We start from the raw sequence: 18,031 nt of genomic DNA on the forward strand, positions 1-18,031 counted from the left end.
CGCGCTCACGACCATGGTTCCGAACCCTTCCGAGGTGAAGACCTCCAGCAACGTGGAGTGGGCGACCCGGCCGTCGACCACGTGCGCGGCGGGCACCCCCTGCCGCACGGCCCGCAGGCAGGCCTCCATCTTTGGCACCATGCCGCTGGACAACGACGGCAACAGCTTCGCCAGGTCGTCGGTGGTGATCTCGCTGACCAGGCTGCCGGTGTCCGGCCAGTCGGCGTAGAGGCCGGGCACGTCAGTGAGGACGACCAACTTGCGGGCGTCGAGGGCGACGGCGAGCGCGGCGGCGGCGGTGTCGGCGTTCAGGTTGTGCAGCACGCCGTCGGCGTCCGGCGCGACGGTGGAGATCACCGGGATCCGCCCGGCCGCGATCAGGTCGGTGACCGCCGAGACGTCGACCGACTCGACGTCGCCGACCTGCCCGACGTCGACCGGCTCCCCGTCCACGTAGGCGGGCCGCCGCACGGCGGTGAACAGGCCCGCGTCCTCGCCGGAGAGGCCGACCGCGAACGGGCCGTGCGCGTTGATCAGCCCGACCAGCTCCCGGCCCACCTGGCCGACGAGCACCATCCGGACCACGTCCATCGCCTCCGGGGTGGTGACCCGCAGGCCGCCCCGGAACTCGCTGGCGATGCCGAGCCGGCCGAGCATGGCGGAGATCTGCGGGCCGCCGCCGTGCACCACGACCGGCTTCAGGCCGGCGTAGCGCAGGAAGACCATGTCGGCGGCGAAGGCCCGTTGCAGTTCGGGGTCGACCATGGCGTTGCCGCCGTACTTGACCACGACGGTCGAGCCGGAGAAGCGGGCCAGCCAGGGCAGGGCCTCGATCAGCGTGGCGGCCTTGGCCTGGGCGCGGGTGAGGTCGGTGGTGAGGCTCATGTCGAGTAGGCCGAGTTCTCGTGCACGTACGCGTGGGAGAGGTCGTTGGTCCAGATGGTGGCCTCGGCGTCGCCGGCGTGCAGGTCGATCCGGATGGTGACGTCCCGCCCGGTCAGGTCGACCTTCGACCGGTCCTCGGCGGCGGCGCCGGAGCGGCACACCCAGACGCCGTTGACCGCGACGTCGACCGCGTCCGGCTCGAAGGCGGCGGCGGTGGTGCCGACGGCGGCGAGGATCCGGCCCCAGTTCGGGTCGTTGCCGAACAGCGCGGTCTTGACCAGGTTGTTGCGGGCCACCGACCGCCCCACCTCGACCGCGTCGTCCTCGCTCGCCGCGCCGACCACGTCGACGGCGATCTGCTTGGTGGCGCCCTCGGCGTCGGCGACGAGCTGCTGGGCCAGGTCGTGCGCGGCGGCGGTGACCGCGGCGGTCAGCTCGGCCGGCGTCGGCGCGATGCCGCTCGCGCCGCTGGCCAGCAGCAGCACCGTGTCGTTGGTCGACATGCAGCCGTCGGAGTCGACCCGGTCGAAGGTGACCCGGCACGCCTCGCGCAGCGCGGCGTCGAGGGCCTCCGGCCCGGCCACCGCGTCGGTGGTCAGCACGCAGAGCATGGTGGCCATCGCCGGGGCTAGCATGCCGGCGCCCTTGGCCATGCCGCCGACCGTCCAGCCGCTGCCCCGCGCCACCGTGGTCTTGGGGCGAGTGTCCGTGGTCATGATGGCCTCGGCGGCCGCCGGGCCGCCGTCGCGGGACAGGCCGCGGATCGCGGCGCGTACGCCCGGGAGCAGCTTCTGCATCGGCAGCCGCTCGCCGATCAGGCCGGTCGAGCAGACCGCCACGTCGCCGGCCCCGAGCATCAACCGGGGGCTGGCCGAGGTGAGCGCGGCGGCGGCGTGCTCGGCGGTGGCGTGGGTGTCCTGGAAGCCGGCCGGACCGGTGCACGCGTTGGCCCCGCCCGAGTTGAGCACCACGGCGCGGACGACGCCGCCGCGGACCACCTGCTGGGTCCAGAGCACCGGCGCGGCCTTGACCCGGTTGGCGGTGAACACGGCGGCGACCCCGGCGTCCGGGCCGTCGTTGACGACCAGCGCGACGTCGCTCGCGCCGCTGGACTTGAGTCCGGCGGCCACCCCGGCCGCCCGGAACCCCCGCGGAGTCGTGACACTCATGGTGCGATCCCCCAGACGGACAGGCCCGTCGTCTCCGGCAGGCCGAACATGAGGTTGGCGTTCTGCACGGCCTGGCCGGCGGCGCCCTTGCCGAGGTTGTCCAGCGCGCTGAGCACAATGGTCCGGCGGGTGTCGACGTCGACGGTGGCCTGCAGGTGGCAGGAGTTGGAGCCGAGGGTGGCGGCGGTGTGCGGCCAGGTCCCCTCGGGCAGCACGTGCACGAAGGGCGCGTCCGCGTACGCCTCGGCGAGCACCGCCCGCGGGTCCACGCCCCGGGCCGGCACGGCGGTCACGGTGGCCAGGATGCCCCGGGGCATCGGCGCGAGCACCGGGGTGAGCGACAGGCCGGTCGCCCCGGTGGCCTGCTTGATCTCCGGCACGTGCTGGTGGGTGCCGACGCGGTAGGGCGACAGGTCCCCCATCACCTCGCTGCCGAGCAGGTGCGGCTTGGCCGCCTTGCCCGCGCCGGAGGTGCCGGAGGCCGCGACGACCACCACGTCGGCCGGGGCGGCGGCGCCGGCGGCGATCAGCGGGGCGAGCGCGAGGGTGATGGCGGCGGCATAGCAGCCGGTGTTGGCGACCCGGGTGGCGCCGGCGATCAGCTCCCGCTGGCCGGGCAGCTCGGGCAGGCCGTAGGTCCACTGCCCGGCGTGCGGGCCGCCGTAGTAGTTGGCCCAGGCGTAGGGGTCGGCGAGCCGGTGGTCGGCGCCGAGGTCGACGACGCGGACCTCGGGCGGGAGCTGGGCCGCCAGGGCCGCCGACTGGCCGTGCGGCAGGGCCAGGAAGACCAGGTCCGCGTCGGCCAGCGCCGTCGCGTCCGTCTCGCCGAGGACCAGGTCCAGGCCGGCGAGCTGCGGGTGTACGACGTCGAGCCGGTGCCCGGCCTGGCTGTGCGCGGTGGCGGCGACCAGGTCGAACTCCGGATGCCCGGCGACCAGGCGGATCAGCTCGCCCCCGGCGTAGCCGCTCGCCCCTGCTACCGCGACTCGGATACCCATACTCACCTCCGCATGACTATGCAGCGAAGGTTAGCAGCGATGATCGGCGGCTGCAAGTTCATACAGACTTCTGTATGCGCATGATGAGCGGCGCGTCCGGGCACGGGAGACCGGGACGGAGCCGGACACGGGGACGGCCCCCGCCCGGCGAAACCGGACGGGGGCCGTCGACGTCCAGGCGTCAGGCGCCGCGCAGGGTGGCGCCGCAGCGTTCCGCGGCCCGGGCGACCGCCGCGTCCCGCGCGGCCACCGCCTCCTCCACGGTCAGCGTCCGGTCGGGGGCCCGGAAGGTGAGCTTGTACGCCAGCGACTTCCGGCCCGCCCCGAGCTGCTCGGAGGCGTACACGTCGAACAGGCGCACCCCCTCCAGCAACTCGCCGGCGCCCTCGACCAGGGCGCGCTGCACCTGCGCCGCCGGGACCGACTCGTCGACCACCAGCGCCACGTCGATCAACGCCGGCGGGAAGCCGGAGACGACCGGCCCGGACGCCACCGGGGCCGCCGGCAGCGCGTCCAGGTCCAGCTCCAGGGCGCTGGTCCGCCGGGGCAGCTCCAGCGCCGCCACAACCGCCGGGTGCAGCTCGCCGGCGTGCCCGACCACCGTGCCGTCGACCAGCAGCTCCGCGCAGCGGCCGGGGTGCCACGGCGCGTACTCGGCGGCCCGGACCTCGACCCGGTCCCCCGGGATGTCGGCGGCGGCGAGCACGTCCCGGCCGGCCTCCACGGCGTCCGCCCAGCCGGCCGCCCGGCCCGCGCCCCACCAGCCGGCCGGCTCGATGTCGCCGGTCAGCACGACGGCGACGTGCCGGGGCTGGTCGGGCACCACGGCGTCGGCGGCGGCGAACTCCTCGTCGCTGGGTCGCCGGTCCACGCCCATCGCCGGCGGGCGGCCGGCGCCGGGACGCGGGTGGAAGACCGCGCCGATCTCGTACAGGGCGAGGTCGCGCTGGCCCCGGCCGAGATTGCGCTTCACGATGCCGAGCAGCGGGCCGAGCAGTGTGGTGCGCAGCAGCGGCTCCTCCTCCGACAGCGGGTTGGCCAGCCGTACCGCCTGCCGGCGCGGGTCGCCCTCGGGCAGGCCGAGCTGGTCGGCCAGCTCCGGGGCGACGAACGGGTGCGCCAGCACCTCCACGTACCCGCGCTCGGCGAGCGACCGGGCCACGGCCCGGCGGCGACGCTGCTGCCAGGTCAGGCCGCGGCCGGGCGGCGCCGTCGGCAGCACCGACGGCACCCGGTCGTACCCGTCGAGGCGGACGACCTCCTCGACCAGGTCCGCCGGGTCGGTCAGGTCGGGCCGCCAGGTCGGCGGGGTGACGGTGAGCGCCGCGCCGTCGCCGGCGGCGACGCCGACCTCGCCCGGGTCCTCGCCGAGCCGGTCGGCGCCCTGGGCGACGGTGCAGCCGACCTGCTCCAGCAGGGCCACCACCCGCGCCGGCGGGTAGGTCACGCCGATCCGCCGGGTCGGCAGGTCGACCGGCAGGACCACCGGGGTACGCGGCCGGACGTGGTCGATGTCGAGGATCTCGTCCCCGGCCGTGCCGCCCCCGTGCTCGGTGAGCAGCCGCACCGCCCGCGCGATGGCGACCAGCGGCAGGGCCGGGTCGACGCCCCGCTCCCACCGCTTCGCCGCCTCGCTGAACAGCCTGTGCCGGCGGGCGGTGCGCCCCACCATCACCGGGTCCCAGTGGGCGGCCTCGAAGAGCACGTTCGTCGTCCCCGCGACGACCTCGCTGGTCTCGCCGCCCATCACGGCGGCGAGCGAGATCGGGCCGGTGTCGTCGCAGATCACCATGTCCTCGGGCGCGAGAGCGCGGGTCACCCCGTCCAGCGTGGTCAGCTTCTCCCCCGCCTCGGCGCGGCGGACCACCAGCGGCCCGGCGATCCGGTCGGCGTCGAAGGCGTGCATCGGCTGGCCCAGTTCCAGCATCACGTAGTTGGTGATGTCGACCGGCAGCGAGATGCTGCGGATGCCGGCGACGGTGAGCCGCCGCTGCATCCAGCCGGGGGTGGCCGCCGTCGGGTCGACGCCGCGCACGAGGCGGGCGGCGAAGCGGTCGCAGCCGACCGTGTCCCGCACCTCGACCGGGTACGCCGGGGCCTCCGTGCCGCCGGGAGCGGGGGCCAGGCCCGGGTCGCGGAACGGCACGCCGAGGGTGTGCGACAGCTCGCGGGCGAGGCCGCGCAGGCTCATCGCGTACCCCCGGTCGGGGGTGATCTCCAGCTCGACCACGACGTCGTCGAGCCCGACGACCGGCCGCGCGTCGTCGCCCGGCTTGGCCGGGGTGTCCTCGGGCAGCACGATGATGCCCGAGTGGTCGTCGCCGAGGCCCAGTTCCTTCGCGGAGCAGATCATGCCGTTGGAGTTGCGCCCGTAGGTCTTGCGCGCGCCGATGGCGAAGCCGCCGGGCAGCACGCCGCCGGGCAGGATGACCACGACCCGGTCGCCCGGGGCGAAGTTGCGCGCCCCGCAGACGATCTCCTGCGGCTCGCCGGTGCCGTTGGCGTCCCCGACGTCGACGCGGCAGAACCGGATCGGCTTCTTGAAGCCGGTCAGCTCCTCGATCTCCCGGACCTCACCGACCACCAGCTGACCGGTGACGGTCTCCCGCAGGTCCACGACGGACTCGACCTCGATGCCGAGGTCGACCAGGGCCTGTTCCAGGTCGCCGGCGGGCAGGTCGGCGGGGAGGTCGACGTACTCCCGCAGCCAACTGACAGAAACTCGCATGACTCAGACCACCGTCTCCGTAACTCGTACCCGCATCGCCTACGCCCCGGCCCCGAACGCGCGGGTGAACCGCACGTCGCCCTCGGCCATGTCCCGCATGTCGCTGACCCCGTGCCGGAACATCACCGTCCGGTCGATGCCCATGCCGAACGCGAATCCCGAGTAGACCTCGGGGTCGATGCCGCAGGCGCGCAGCACCCGCGGGTTGACCATGCCGCAGCCGCCCCACTCGACCCAGCGCGGGCCGTCGCGGTGCTCCGGGAACCAGACGTCGAACTCCGCCGACGGCTCCGTGAACGGGAAGTAGTGCGGCCGGAAGCGGGTCTTCGCGCCCTCGCCGAACATCGCCCGGGCGAAGTGGTCCAGGGTGCCGCGCAGGTGCGCCATGGTGATGCCCTTGTCCACCACCAGGCCCTCCACCTGGTGGAAGACCGGGGCGTGGGTGGCGTCCAGCTCGTCGGTGCGGTAGACCCGCCCCGGCACGATCACGTAGATCGGCGGCTTGCGGGTCAGCATGGTGCGCGCCTGCACCGGCGAGGTGTGGGTGCGCAGGACGAGGCCGGAACCCGCCGGCTCGCCGGCCGTCCCGGCGGTGCCGTCGGCGGGTGCGATGTGGAAGGTGTCCATCAGGCCGCGGGCCGGGTGGTCGGCCGGGATGTTGAGGGCGTCGAAGTTGGTCCACTCCAGCTCGACCTCGGGCCCCTCGGCCACCTCGTAGCCCATCCCGACGAACAGGTCACTGATCTGCTCCATCAGGGTGCTGATCGGGTGCCGGGCGCCCCGGGGCCGCCGGTCGTGGGGCAGCGTCACGTCGACGCGCTCCTCCACCAGCACCCGTTCCGCCTGTTCCCGCTCCAGGACCTCCTGGCGGGCGGCGTAGGCGGCCTCGACGGCGCGGCGGGCCTCGTTGACCCGCTTGCCGGCGTCGGACTTCGCGGCCGGCGGCAGCGCGCCGATCTCCCGGCGGGCCAGCGACACCGGGGACCGGTCGCCGAGGTGCGCCGGGCGCAGCGCGGTCAGCGCGTCCGGGTCACCGGCCTCGGCGAACGCCTTCTCGGCGGCGGCGACAGCCTCGGCCAGGGCGGCCGGGTCGAGCAGGGCGACCTGCTTCGGGTCGTACGGATCGTTGCGGTAGCTCATGGCGTACGGGCACTCCCTCACGGCGGCGCCAGCCCTCACGGGGGCGGCGAAGCGAGTCTACGGACGCGCGGCTGTGCCGCAGCCCGCCGGTGGGAGTTGCGCGGAAAGCAGGTCAGGCCCGCCGCCCGCCGACACCGGCGGGCTGGCTAAACGAACGCCGTGGCGCGTTCACGGGCGGATGCTCTCCTCTGCTGGGTGCCTCGCGGGACCGGTGTCCGGTCACCGCTGCGCTCTCGCTGAAGCGTACAGGCAGACGGCGGCGGCCGCAGCCAGGTTCAGGCTCTCGGCGCGCCCGTGCAGCGGCACCCGGACGCGAGCGTCGGCGGCGCCGGTGAGCGCCTCCGGCAGGCCGTGCGCCTCGGAGCCGAACAGCCAGGCGGTGGGGGCGGCGAGCCGGCCGGCGTCGGCGAGGTCGTCGAGGTCGTCCTCGCCGTAGCCGGTGGTGGCGAGCACGGTGAGGCCGGCGGCGCGCAGCGCGGCGACCACGTCCAGCGGGTCGGGCGCGCGGACCACGTCGACGTGGAAGAGGCTGCCGGCCGAGGCCCGGACGCACTTGCCGTTGTACGGGTCGACGGCGTCGCCGGCGAAGACGACCGCGCCGGCTCCGGCGGCGTCGGCGGTGCGCAGCACGGTGCCGGCGTTGCCCGGGTCGCGGATCTCGGCGAGCACCGCGACGAGGCGGGGCCCGCCGGCCAGGGCCCGCTCCAGGGGCACGTCGAGGTGCCGGCAGACGGCGACCAGGCCCTGCGGGGCGACGGTCTCGGCGAGGGCGGCCAGGGCCTCGTCGGTCACCTCGGAGACCGGCACGTCGGCGCGGGCGGCGCCGGCGGCCAGGTCGGCGTGCCGGTCGAGGGCGGTGGGCGTACCGAAGAGTTCGGTGACCACCCCCGGGCGGGCCAGGGCCTCGCGGACCGCCTGCGGCCCCTCGGCGAGGAACCGGCCGGTGGCCTCGCGGTCCCGGCGGCGCTGGAGCCGGCGGGCGGCGACCACCCTGGGGGTACGCGGGGTGAAGGGGCCGGAGACAGCGTCGAGGCGTCTCCCGCGCGATGGTGACTGCATGGGAGACGCCTCGATCTGCTGGTGCGCGGGGATCAGGCGGCCTGGGCCGCCGCGCCGCCGGTGCCCTCGGCCGTGACCGCGGCCCGGGCCAGCTCGACGATCGCCGCGAACGCGGCGGCGTCGTTGACGGCCAGGTCGGCCAGGATCTTGCGGTCGACCTCGATGCCGGCCAGACGCAGGCCCTGGATCAGGCGGTTGTAGGTCATCCCGTTGGCGCGGGCGCCCGCGTTGATCCGCTGGATCCACAGCTGCCGGAAGTCGCCCTTGCGGTCGCGACGGTCCCGGTAGGCGTACTGCATCGAGTGCAGCACCTGCTCCTTGGCCTTGCGGTAGAGGCGGGAGCGCTGACCGCGGTAGCCGCTCGCGGTCTCCAGCAGGGTACGGCGCTTCTTCTGGGCGTTCACAGCCCGCTTGACGCGTGCCATCTCAACTCCTTCTTACGTCAGGTGGCGCGCGTCAGCGGCCGAGCAGCTTCTTGATGCGCTTGACATCGGCCTTGGCCAGCACGACGGTGCCGGTCAGCCGACGGGTCTGGGTGGAGGGCTTCTTCTCCAGGTTGTGCCGGAGGCCGGCCTGCTGGGCAACGATCTTGCCCTTGCCGGTCACCTTGACCCGCTTGCCCATCCCCGTGTGGCTCTTCATCTTCGGCATGTGGAACGTCTCTCCCCTGTTACTCGCCGCTGGTTTCGGCGACTGTGCCGGTGTCACCGGCCGCTGCGGTCTCGCCGGCCGGGGCGGCGCCCTCGGCTTCCCGCTCCCGCGGCCCGCCCCGGGCGGCCGTCGCGGCGACTGCGGCGGCCTTCGTGGCGCGGTGCGGCGCAAGCACCATGATCATGTTTCGGCCGTCCTGCTTCGGCGCGGCCTCGACGTACCCCAGCTCCGAGATCTCCGACTCGAGCCGGCGCAGGAGCCGGTAACCCAGCTCCGGGCGGCTCTGCTCGCGACCGCGGAACATGATCGTCACCTTGACCTTGTCGCCGGCCTTGAGGAACCGCACCACGTGACCCTTCTTGGTCTCGTAGTCGTGCGGGTCGATCTTCGGCCGGAGCTTCATCTCCTTGATGACGGTCTGCTGCTGGTTACGCCGCGCTTCGCGCGCCTTCAGTGCGCTCTCGTACTTGAACTTGCCGAAGTCCATGAGCTTGCACACCGGAGGGCGCGCCATCGGCGCAACCTCGACCAGGTCCAGGTCTACGTCCGCGGCCAGCTGAAGGGCGCGCTCCAGCGGGACGATGCCCACCTGCTCACCCTCGGGGCCGACCAGTCGGACCTCACGTGCCCGGATCTGCTCGTTCACGCGTGGTTCGACGCTGATGGGGCCTCCTCGAGTCAAAGTCTCCTGCGTGGCCGACCCCGCGGCTCCCGGATGGGAGCCGACCCGGAAAGCAGAAGGCCCCGGCGCATGCCAGGGCCCGCTCGACCGGTCGGCACAATCACATGATCGCGCATCCGGCGCCGGGACGTGCCCGGAACCGGTGACCGGACCCGGCCACCGTGGCGGCGACTCGGGTGGGAGCAGGCGCTCCTCTTTCATGGCTGTCTGGTCACGGGCGACTTGCTCGCACGCGGAGACAGCCTGGTCGACTCGACAACACTACACCCTCGCCCGAGCGCCCCCAAACCGGGCACCCCCGGGGGCGGGCCAGCGGCCTCGCCGGCGGCGGCTCAGCGGCCGGTCGCGCCCTCGGCGAGGCGGGCCTGGTGCGCCTGGTGCAGCCGGCGCAGCGCGCGGACCCCCTCGACGGCCAGCTCCTTGTCGGCGGCCTGCAGGGCGACCATCGGCAGCAGATCGTCGTCGTGCAGCTCCAGGCTCGCCCAGGGCGCGCCCCGGTCGAAGCGGACCCCGCGGACGACCTCCCACGGCAGCTCGTACGAGCCGAGGACGTTGCGCACGCGCACACCGCGCCCGTCCGCCTCCACCCGGGGCCGGGTGAAGAGCAGGAAGCCGAGGGCACCGAACACGCCGAGACCGACCATCGCGACCTGGTCGCCGCGTTGGAAGCTGCCGTAGCCGTTGCCGGTTGCCCCGGTCAGCGAGGTGGCCACCAGGCTGAACACCACGAGGAGCACGGCCGCCGAGGTCCAGCAGACCACCCGGATGCGGCGCGGGCGGAGGCGGATCGTCTCGGTTTCACTCACCCCACCAGTCTGCCACCCGCTCCGGGCCGCTCGTCCGCCGCCACACGGGCGGACGGCACCTCGGCGCGGGTACGCGACCGGGCGGAGCCCCAACCGGCGATCAGCGCGGCCAGCAGGGTCAGCAGCGCGCCGGCGAGCACCGGCAGCCGGACGCCCGGCCCGCCCGGCACCAGCGCGTCCAGCAGCAGGGCGCCGCCCAGTTGCCCGGCGACCAACGCCAGGCCGGTACGCAGCACCCCGATCGCGGGCACCCCGACCACCAGGCTCGCCACGATGACCACGCCGAGCAGGCCGCCGGTGTAGAGGTACCAGGCGTCCGGCCAGGTCGGGGCCGGGCCGGTCAGGACGCCGGCCAGCGCCGCGACGAGCAGCACCACCGGCGTGGCGGTGGCGAAGTTGACCGCGACCCCGGCGACGGCCGAGCCGGCGGCGGAGACCCGTGCGTTCAGCGCGGACTGGAGCGCGACGGCCACCCCGCCGGCCACGGCCAGCAGCACCAGCCCGAGGGCGAGGTCGCCGACGGGCCGGCCGAGCTGGGCCAGCGCCACGGCGGTCACGCCCAGCAGGGCGCCGGCCACCCGCGCCGGGGTGAGCGCCAGTCGCCCGACCGGCGCCAGCCCCGCCCGGTCCACGGCCAGCCCGCCGAGGCTGCCGCCGGCCACCTGCGCGATGGTGAAGACCGCCACCCCGAGCACCGGGACGATGTACGCGCCGAGCAGCACGATGGCCGCCCCGCCGAGCCCGCCCAGGTACGCCCACCAGGGCAGCCGGGCCCGGCGCAACGCGACCAGGCCGGCGCGTGCCGAGGGCAGGGCCAGCACCCCGACGCCGATCAGCAGCGTCCCGCCGAGGTTGTTGACCACCGCGCCCAGGGTGGCGTTGCCGGCCCGCTCGCCCAGCTCGGCGTTGGCCACGCCCTGCGCCGCCGAGGCGAACCCGGCGAGGGTGACCACCACCATGGCCGCCCACGGCGGCAGGACGCGCGGCACCGGCCGGGCCGGGATGCCCGCCGCCGCGGGTGGGCCGCTCACAGCCGGCAGGCGTGGATGTTGGTGACGAGGATCGCGCGGGCACCGAGCTCGTAGAGCTCGTCCATGATCCGGTGCACGTCGTCGCTGAGCACCATCGCCTGCACGGCCACCCAGCCCTCGCGGTGCAGCGGGGAGACGGTCGGCGACTCGATGCCCGGGGTCAGCGAGCTGGCCCGATCCAGCAGGCCGGCCGGCACGTCGTACGCGAGCATCACGTAGCGGCGGGCCACCAGGACGCCGTGCAGGCGGCGCAGCAGCTGCTCCGACTGCGGGTGCGCCGGCGCGCCGGTGCGGCGGACGAGCACCGCCGAGGAGCGCAGCAGCGGCTCGCCGAAGACCACCAGGCCGGCCTGGCGCAGCGTGGTGCCGGTCTCCACCACGTCGGCGACCACGTCGGCGACGCCGAGCCGGATGGCGTTCTCCACGGCCCCGTCCAGGCGGATCACGTCGGCCTTCACGCCCAGCTCGGCCAGGTGCCGCTCGACCAGCCCCGGGTACGCGGTGGCGATCCGGTGCCCGCCCAGCTCCCGTACGTCGTCGACGTCCTCGGGGCGGGCGGCGAAGCGGAAGGTGGCCCGGCCGAAGTCGAGGTCCACCACCTCCTCGGCCGGCGCGCCGGAGTCGATCAGCAGGTCGCGGCCGGTGATCCCGACGTCGAGGTCGCCGGAGCCGACGTAGGTGGCGATGTCCTTGGGCCGCAGGTAGAAGAACTCGATGTCGTTGGCCTCGTCCCGGCAGACGAGGTCCTTGGGGTCGGTGCGCTGGCGGTAGCCCGCCTCGCGCAGCATCTGGGCGGCCTTCTCGGCCAGGGCGCCCTTGTTGGGTACGGCGACACGCAGCATGACGGAGTGCTCCTTCGATCGGATCTGATCAACGTCGGGGCGCACTCACAGATGTCGGTAGACGTCCTTCAGGTCGAGGCCGCTGGCGAGCATCAGCACCTGGACCTGGTAGAGCAGCTGGGAGATCTCCTCGGCGGTCCGCTCCGGCCCCTCGTGCTCGGCGGCCATCCACGACTCGGCCGCCTCCTCGACGACCTTCTTGCCGATGAAGTGCACGCCCTTCTCGAGCGCGGCGACCGTGCCCGAGCCAGGGGTGCCGGCGGCGGCCTTGGCCTGCAGCTCGGCGAACAACTCCTCGAACGTCTTCACGCCGCGATTCTTCCAGCCGCCCGCCGAGGTCTCGTGCTCCGGGTCCGGCCGCGTCGTCTTTCCCACCGCATCCTCCCGAGGGGTGGGACGGCCCACGCCGGTCGATCGACCCGGCCGCCCCACCGCCGGCCCCGGCGCTCAGCCGCCGAAGCCGACCCGGTGGCCGCTGGTGGCGATGCCCCGGATGGCGAGGGCGGCGTCGAGCGCGGCGACCGTGGCCGCCCAGCCCTTGTCCTCCGCCGAGCCGGGCAGCCCCGCCCGGTCCCGGGCCTGCTCGATCGTGTCCACGGTGAGGACGCCGTGCGCCACCGGCTTGCCCTCGTCCAGCGCGACCCGGGTCAGCCCGTCGGTCACCGAGCGGCAGACGTAGTCGAAGTGGGCGGTGGTGCCCCGGACCACCACGCCGAGCGCGACCACCACGTCGCAGCGGCGCGCGAGGGCCTGGGCCACCACGGGCAGCTCGACCGAGCCGGCCACCCGGGCGGTCACCGCGCGGGCCCCGCACGCCTCGGCGGCGGCGACCGCCCGGTCGAGCATGTGGTCGGTCAGCTCCCCGTGCCACCGCGCGGCAACCACGCCGACCGTCATTCCGGCGGCGTCCACCGCCGTCACGCCCGGCTCCCCGAAACCTGCCATGTCTACGCTCCGATCTCGTCGCCGGGGACCGGCCGGCCCATCGGGGCCTCGGTGACCTCGTCCAGCTCGTCCAGCAGGTGCCCCATCCGGTCCCGCTTGGTGCGCAGGTAGCGCACGTTCTCCGGGTGCGGCCGTACCGGCAGCCCCTCGCGGCCGGTGACGGTCAGCCCGTAGCCCTCCAGGCCGGCCCGCTTGGCCGGGTTGTTGGTGAGCAGCCGCATCGAGCGCACCCCGATGTCGTAGAGGACCTGCGCGCCGGTGCCGTAGTCCCGGGCGTCGGCCGGCAGGCCCAGGTCGAGGTTGGCGTCCACGGTGTCCCGGCCCTGGTCCTGGAGCTGGTACGCCTGGAGCTTGTGCAGCAGGCCGATGCCGCGCCCCTCGTGGCCGCGCACGTAGAGCACCACGCCGCGCCCCTCCTCGGCGACCCGGTCCAGGGCCGCGTCGAGCTGGGGGCCGCAGTCGCAGCGCACCGAGCCGAAGACGTCGCCGGTGAGGCACTCGGAGTGCACCCGCACCAACACGTCCCGCCCGTCGCCGATCTCGCCCATGACCAGGGCGACGTGCTCGGCCGAGTCGTGCTCGCTGCGGTAGCCCAGCGCCCGGAACACCCCGTGCCGGGTCGGCATCCGGGCCTCGGCGACCAGCTCGACCTGCTTCTCGGTGCGCCGCCGGTACGCGACCAGGTCGGCGATGGTGACCAGGGTCAGCGCGTGCTCGGCGCAGAACTTCTCCAGGTCCGGCAGCCGCATCATGGTGCCGTCGTCGTTGACCAGCTCGCAGAGCACGCCGGCGGGGCGCAGCCCGGCCAGCCGGGTCAGGTCGACGGCGGCCTCGGTGTGCCCGGGCCGGCGCAGCACGCCGCCCTCCCGGGCGCGCAGCGGCACCACGTGCCCGGGGCGGGCCAGGTCGGTCGGGCCGGTGCCGGGGTCGGCGAGCAGCCGGATGGTGTGCGACCGGTCGGCGGCGGAGATGCCGGTGCTGACCCCCTCCCGGGCGTCCACGGTCACCGTGTAGGCGGTGCCCCGCCGGTCCTGGTTGGTGTGGTGCATCGGCGGAAGGTCCAGCCGGTCGCACTCGCTCTCGGTCAGCGGCACGCAGATGTAGCCGGACGTCCACCGCACCATGAACGCGAGCAGCTCCGGCGTCGCCAACTCGGCGGCGAAGATCAGGTCGCCCTCGTTCTCCCGGTCGGCGTCGTCGACCACGACGACGGGCCGGCCGGCGGCGATGTCCGCCACCGCCTGCTCGATGCTCCCAAAGGTGGTCATGCCACGGCCTCCGAGTAGGTCTGCGGGATCGGGGCGGGCGCCGGGCGGGCGACCCGCGAGGTGCGCCACCAGGCGACGACGCCCCAGGCGCAGAAGGCGCCGTAGACGAGGTACATGGCCGCCGAGGGGTAGAACCCACCGCGTAGCAGCAGCGGCACGCCGACGGCGTCGACGGCGATCCAGACCAGCCAGAAGTCCACCCAGCCGCGGGCCATGCCGTAGGTGGCCAGCAGGCTGCCGGTGAGGATCCAGGCGTCCGGCAGCGGGCCCCAGGAGCCCAGCGCGGCGAGCACCGGGTAGAACGCGGCGGTGCCGAGGACGGCGGCGGCCAGCAGGCCCAGCCGCTCCCGGCCGGTGGCCCAGCGGGGCGCCACGGCGGCCTGGTCGTCGTCGCCGCCGTGGCGGCGGTTGCGCGACCAGCGCCACCAGCCGTAGAGGCTGACCGCGAAGAAGAAGACCTGCCGGCCGGCCTGCCCGTAGAGGTCGTGCGCCTGCGGCGTGGCGAAGACCCCGCCCAGGAACACGGTGAACAGCAGCGCGTTGCCGATCATGCCGACGGGCCAGGCCCAGACCACCCGGCGCAGGCCGAACAGGGCCGAGGCCAGCCCGAAGCCGTTGCCGACGATCTCCCGGACCAGCACCGGCGAGCCGCCGATGCTCAGCTGCGCGTCGAGCAGCCACCCGAGCGGGCCCATCAGGCCGCCCCGCCCGCCGCGGCGGCGTCCGGCAGGCCGGCGACCGGGGCGCCCGTGCCCGGGAGCCCGCCGGGCGGGCCGGCCTCGGGGCGGCCGGGGTCGGCCAGCCGGGCGCCGAGCAGCCGCTCGACGTACTTGGCGAGGACGTCCACCTCGAGGTTGACCGGGTCGCCGACGCCCCGCGCGCCGAGGGTGGTCAGCTTCAGCGTGGTCGGGATCAGCCCGACGGCGAACCAGTCCGGGCCGACGTCGGCCACGGTCAACGAGACGCCGTCGACGGTGATCGAGCCCTTCTCCACCACGTACCGGGCCAGGGCGGCGGGCAGGCGGAACCGGACGGTCTCCCACTGCGCGGCCGGCTCCCGGGCGAGCACCTCGCCGACGCCGTCGACGTGGCCCTGCACCAGGTGCCCGCCGAGGCGGCTGCCGAGCGCGGCGGCCCGCTCCAGGTTGACCGGGTCGCCGGCCCGCAGCCCGCCCAGCGCGGAGCGGCGCAGCGTCTCCCCCATCACGTCCGCCGTGAAGACCCCGTCGACGGCGTCCACCACGGTCAGGCAGACGCCGTTGACCGCGATCGAGTCGCCGTGCCGGGCGTCGGAGGTGACCAGCGGGCCGCGGACCGCGACCAGCGCCGAGTCACCCGCCGTCGGAGTGATCCGGACGACCTCACCCAACTCCTCGACGATGCCGGTGAACATGTCAGCCCTCCCTCTTCCGGGGCAGCGCGGTGATCCGCAGGTCCGGTCCGACCTGCGTGACGTCGACGTACTCCAGGTCGATGGCCTCGGCGATGGTGGTCACACCGGCGTCCACCAGGGCGGTCGGGCCGGCGCCGAGCAGCCGGGGCGCGACGTAGCCGACGATCTTGTCGACCAGGCCGGCGGCGAGGAAGGCGCCGGCCAGCGTGGGGCCCCCCTCCAGCAGCGCCGCCCGGACCCCGCGCCCGTGCAGCGCGGCGAGCAGCGCCGGCAGGTCGACCCGACCGTCGGGCCCGACGCCGACCTCCGCGGCGGTGGCGACCCACGTCCGGGCCGCGCCGTCGCGGACCCGGGCGTCGACCGGCGTACGCCCCGCCGAGTCCACCACCACGCGCAGCGGCTGCCGGATGCTGAGGGTGCCGTCGCGCAGGTTGCGGGCGGTGAGCCGGGGATCGTCGGTGAGCACCGTGCCCACCCCGGCGATCACCGCGTCGACGGTGCCGCGCAGCGCGTGCACGTCCATCCGGGCCGCCTCGGAGGTGATCCACATGCTGGTGCCGTCGGCCGCCGCCGACCGGCCGTCCAGCGTGGCGGCGAACTTCCAGATCACGTACGGCCAGCCGCGGCGCATCGAGGTGAGCCAGGCGATGTTGCCGGCCTCGGCCTCCACCTCGCGTACCCCCAGGTCCACCTGGACCCCGGCGGCGCGCAGCGTGGCGGCCCCGCCGGAGGCGACCGGATTGGGGTCGGGCACGGCGATGACCACCCGGGCGACGCCGGCCTGGACCAGCGCCGTGCTGCAGGGACCGGTGCGGCCGGTGTGGTCGCAGGGTTCGAGGGTGACCACGGCGGTGCCGCCGCGGGCGCGCTCCCCCGCCTGGGCGAGCGCGACGATCTCGGCGTGCGGCCCGCCGGCGTAGGCGTGGAACCCCTCGCCGACGACCTGGCCGTCGACGTCCAGCAGCACGCAGCCGACCACGGGGTTGGGGCTGGTCGTGCCGAGACCGCGCGCGGCGAGTTCGACCGCGCGACGCATCGCCTCGTCGACGGAGACGCCCCCCATTGCCCTGCCCTCTCATTCGCCGGTCGGCGCGCGGGCGGGTCACGGGAGGCAACGGCACGGGCCGCGGGCGTGCGGCGGCGGAGGTCCGGGTACGGCGGAGCCGACCCGGGGGGCGCGCACGGCACGCTGAGGTCAGCGGCCGGGCAGGGCCCGTCCGTCCCGCGCGCTGTCTCCCATCCGGACTGTCTGGGCGCGGTTTCCCGCCCCCAACCGTCGGCCCCGGATTCTCACCAGGTCCACCGGGCGGCACGAGGCCGACCGGGTCGCGGGCTTACCACGGTCACGCCGTGGATCACCGCCGGTTCGGAATTACACCGAGTCCCGCCAGCGCGTGGTGGGTACACCGGCAGTCTTACACGCCCGACGGGGGGTGGCGCCACCGAGGCGAGCTACTTCACAGCGGGAATACGCGGTCACGTCACCCCGCGTCGCCGGTCCACCGCCACGTACGAGCCGGGCTGGCTCTTGGCCACCGTCTTCATCTCGGAGGCGACCGCGATCGCCTCGAGGGGGTCGGTGAACCGCTTGTTGGCGTCGGAGATGGAGACGCCGATGGAGAGGGTGACCAGGGCGGCGCGCCGGATGTTGCCCCGCCGGTCCTTCAGCTCCACGTAGCCGCGGGCGGCGTCGGCGGGGTCGTAGAGCGAGTCGGCGGCCTTCTCGAAGTCGGCGGACACCCGCGAGGTGAGCGGACGCACCTGCTCCGGCGTGCAGACGATGACGAAGTCGTCGCCGCCGACGTGGCCGAGGAAGGCCGGCGGCAGCCCCACCGAGACCACCGCCCGGTGCAGGCTGCGCGCCAGGGCCGAGATGAAGTCGTCGCCGCGCACGAAGCCGTACCGGTCGTTGACGCTCTTGAACCGGTCGATGTCGATGTAGCCGACGGCGTAGTCGACGCCGCTGCGGACCCGGTCGGAGATCTCCCGGCGGATCCGGCTGTTGCCGGGCAGCCCGGTCAGCGGGGAGACCTCGCGGAACTCCTTGTTGCGCCGCAGCGTCGAGCTGACCCGGGCCACCAGCTCCGCCGTGTCGAAGGGCTTGACCAGGTAGTCGTCGGCGCCGGCGCTGAGCCCGTGCACCTTGTCCACCGTCATGCCCTTGGCGGTCAGCATGATCACCGGCAGCGCCGAGGTCATCGGGTCGGCCCGCAGCCGCCGGGTCAGCTCCAGCCCGTCGATGCGCGGCATCATCAGGTCGACCACGGCCAGGTCGGGCCGCTGTCGCTCGATCACCTCGAGCGCCTCCTGCCCGTCGCCGGCGTGGATCACCTCGAAGCCGTGCAGCCGCAGGTTGAACTCGACGAAGCGCGCGATGTCCTCGTCGTCGTCGACGACGAGGATGATGTCCTTGCGGTCGCCGGCGGGCTCCACG

General features: G+C 74.7%; 19 protein-coding genes. All 19 read right to left on the bottom strand.

All coding sequences use genetic code 11. The annotated features are described in order from the left end of the window. The coding region (gene argB / locus ACGF5G_RS17350) for an acetylglutamate kinase (RefSeq protein ID WP_393263742.1) at window positions 1-885 on the bottom strand (885 nt) is incomplete at its 3' end. Beyond that, the gene (gene argJ / locus ACGF5G_RS17355) at window positions 882-2,054 is read right to left on the bottom strand and encodes a bifunctional glutamate N-acetyltransferase/amino-acid acetyltransferase ArgJ (protein ID WP_357457720.1); all 1,173 of its coding nucleotides are present in this window, start codon (window positions 2,052-2,054) and stop codon (window positions 882-884) included. The genes argJ and argB, both read right to left, overlap by 4 nt. Then, on the bottom strand, window positions 2,051-3,052 hold the full coding sequence (gene argC, locus ACGF5G_RS17360) for an N-acetyl-gamma-glutamyl-phosphate reductase (RefSeq protein ID WP_357457717.1): 1,002 nt from the start codon (window positions 3,050-3,052) through the stop codon (window positions 2,051-2,053). Before argC ends, argJ begins: the two co-directional genes overlap by 4 nt. A gap of 181 nt (window positions 3,053-3,233) precedes the next feature. Continuing rightward, complete coding sequence (gene pheT, locus ACGF5G_RS17365) at window positions 3,234-5,780, bottom strand: phenylalanine--tRNA ligase subunit beta (protein WP_393263744.1); 2,547 nt, start codon at window positions 5,778-5,780, stop codon at window positions 3,234-3,236. A gap of 39 nt (window positions 5,781-5,819) precedes the next feature. Continuing rightward, window positions 5,820-6,920: a phenylalanine--tRNA ligase subunit alpha gene (gene pheS, locus ACGF5G_RS17370; protein ID WP_393263746.1), complete on the bottom strand. Its 1,101-nt coding sequence runs from the start codon at window positions 6,918-6,920 to the stop codon at window positions 5,820-5,822. 219 nt (window positions 6,921-7,139) lie between these two features. Beyond that, window positions 7,140-7,979: a TrmH family RNA methyltransferase gene (locus tag ACGF5G_RS17375; RefSeq protein ID WP_393263748.1), complete on the bottom strand. Its 840-nt coding sequence runs from the start codon at window positions 7,977-7,979 to the stop codon at window positions 7,140-7,142. Window positions 7,980-8,011: 32 nt separating this feature from the next. Continuing rightward, window positions 8,012-8,404, bottom strand: a complete 393-nt coding sequence (rplT, locus tag ACGF5G_RS17380) for a 50S ribosomal protein L20 (RefSeq protein WP_184184750.1) — start codon at window positions 8,402-8,404, stop codon at window positions 8,012-8,014. Window positions 8,405-8,435: 31 nt separating this feature from the next. Then, window positions 8,436-8,630 (bottom strand): 50S ribosomal protein L35, encoded by a 195-nt coding sequence (gene rpmI, locus ACGF5G_RS17385; RefSeq protein ID WP_007458415.1) that lies wholly within the window; start codon window positions 8,628-8,630, stop codon window positions 8,436-8,438. Window positions 8,631-8,649: 19 nt separating this feature from the next. Then, on the bottom strand, window positions 8,650-9,276 hold the full coding sequence (gene infC / locus ACGF5G_RS17390) for a translation initiation factor IF-3 (RefSeq protein WP_357457708.1): 627 nt from the start codon (window positions 9,274-9,276) through the stop codon (window positions 8,650-8,652). 368 nt (window positions 9,277-9,644) lie between these two features. Beyond that, window positions 9,645-10,118: a PH domain-containing protein gene (locus ACGF5G_RS17395; protein WP_393263749.1), complete on the bottom strand. Its 474-nt coding sequence runs from the start codon at window positions 10,116-10,118 to the stop codon at window positions 9,645-9,647. Beyond that, window positions 10,115-11,149: a DMT family transporter gene (locus tag ACGF5G_RS17400; protein WP_393263750.1), complete on the bottom strand. Its 1,035-nt coding sequence runs from the start codon at window positions 11,147-11,149 to the stop codon at window positions 10,115-10,117. Before ACGF5G_RS17400 ends, ACGF5G_RS17395 begins: the two co-directional genes overlap by 4 nt. Then, window positions 11,146-11,991, bottom strand: coding sequence for an ATP phosphoribosyltransferase (gene hisG / locus ACGF5G_RS17405; RefSeq protein WP_393263751.1), 846 nt, complete (start codon window positions 11,989-11,991; stop codon window positions 11,146-11,148). The genes ACGF5G_RS17400 and hisG overlap by 4 nt, the downstream gene beginning before the upstream one ends. A gap of 45 nt (window positions 11,992-12,036) precedes the next feature. Beyond that, window positions 12,037-12,300, bottom strand: coding sequence for a phosphoribosyl-ATP diphosphatase (locus ACGF5G_RS17410; RefSeq protein WP_088947482.1), 264 nt, complete (start codon window positions 12,298-12,300; stop codon window positions 12,037-12,039). 138 nt (window positions 12,301-12,438) lie between these two features. Continuing rightward, window positions 12,439-12,936 carry a 6,7-dimethyl-8-ribityllumazine synthase gene (ribH, locus tag ACGF5G_RS17415; protein WP_350708915.1) on the bottom strand — a complete coding sequence of 166 codons (498 nt, stop codon included), beginning with the start codon at window positions 12,934-12,936 and terminating at the stop codon, window positions 12,439-12,441. Window positions 12,937-12,938: 2 nt separating this feature from the next. Further along, complete coding sequence (locus ACGF5G_RS17420) at window positions 12,939-14,204, bottom strand: bifunctional 3,4-dihydroxy-2-butanone-4-phosphate synthase/GTP cyclohydrolase II (RefSeq protein WP_393263752.1); 1,266 nt, start codon at window positions 14,202-14,204, stop codon at window positions 12,939-12,941. Then, entirely contained in the window at window positions 14,201-14,899 is a 699-nt protein-coding gene (pnuC, locus tag ACGF5G_RS17425) for a nicotinamide riboside transporter PnuC (protein WP_357457685.1), read from the bottom strand. The genes ACGF5G_RS17420 and pnuC overlap by 4 nt, the downstream gene beginning before the upstream one ends. Then, entirely contained in the window at window positions 14,899-15,597 is a 699-nt protein-coding gene (locus tag ACGF5G_RS17430) for a riboflavin synthase (protein WP_393263754.1), read from the bottom strand. Before ACGF5G_RS17430 ends, pnuC begins: the two co-directional genes overlap by 1 nt. A gap of 1 nt (window position 15,598) precedes the next feature. Further along, a complete protein-coding gene (ribD, locus tag ACGF5G_RS17435; RefSeq protein WP_393263756.1) occupies window positions 15,599-16,660 on the bottom strand; it encodes a bifunctional diaminohydroxyphosphoribosylaminopyrimidine deaminase/5-amino-6-(5-phosphoribosylamino)uracil reductase RibD in 1,062 nt (353 codons plus the stop codon). Between the two features lie 413 nt (window positions 16,661-17,073). After that, a complete protein-coding gene (locus tag ACGF5G_RS17440; RefSeq protein WP_393263758.1) occupies window positions 17,074-18,030 on the bottom strand; it encodes a response regulator in 957 nt (318 codons plus the stop codon). Window position 18,031 lies beyond the last annotated feature (1 nt).

It is taken from the genome of Micromonospora sp. NPDC047730, from assembly GCF_043204765.1.
Taxonomy (GTDB): Bacteria; Actinomycetota; Actinomycetes; order Mycobacteriales; family Micromonosporaceae; genus Micromonospora.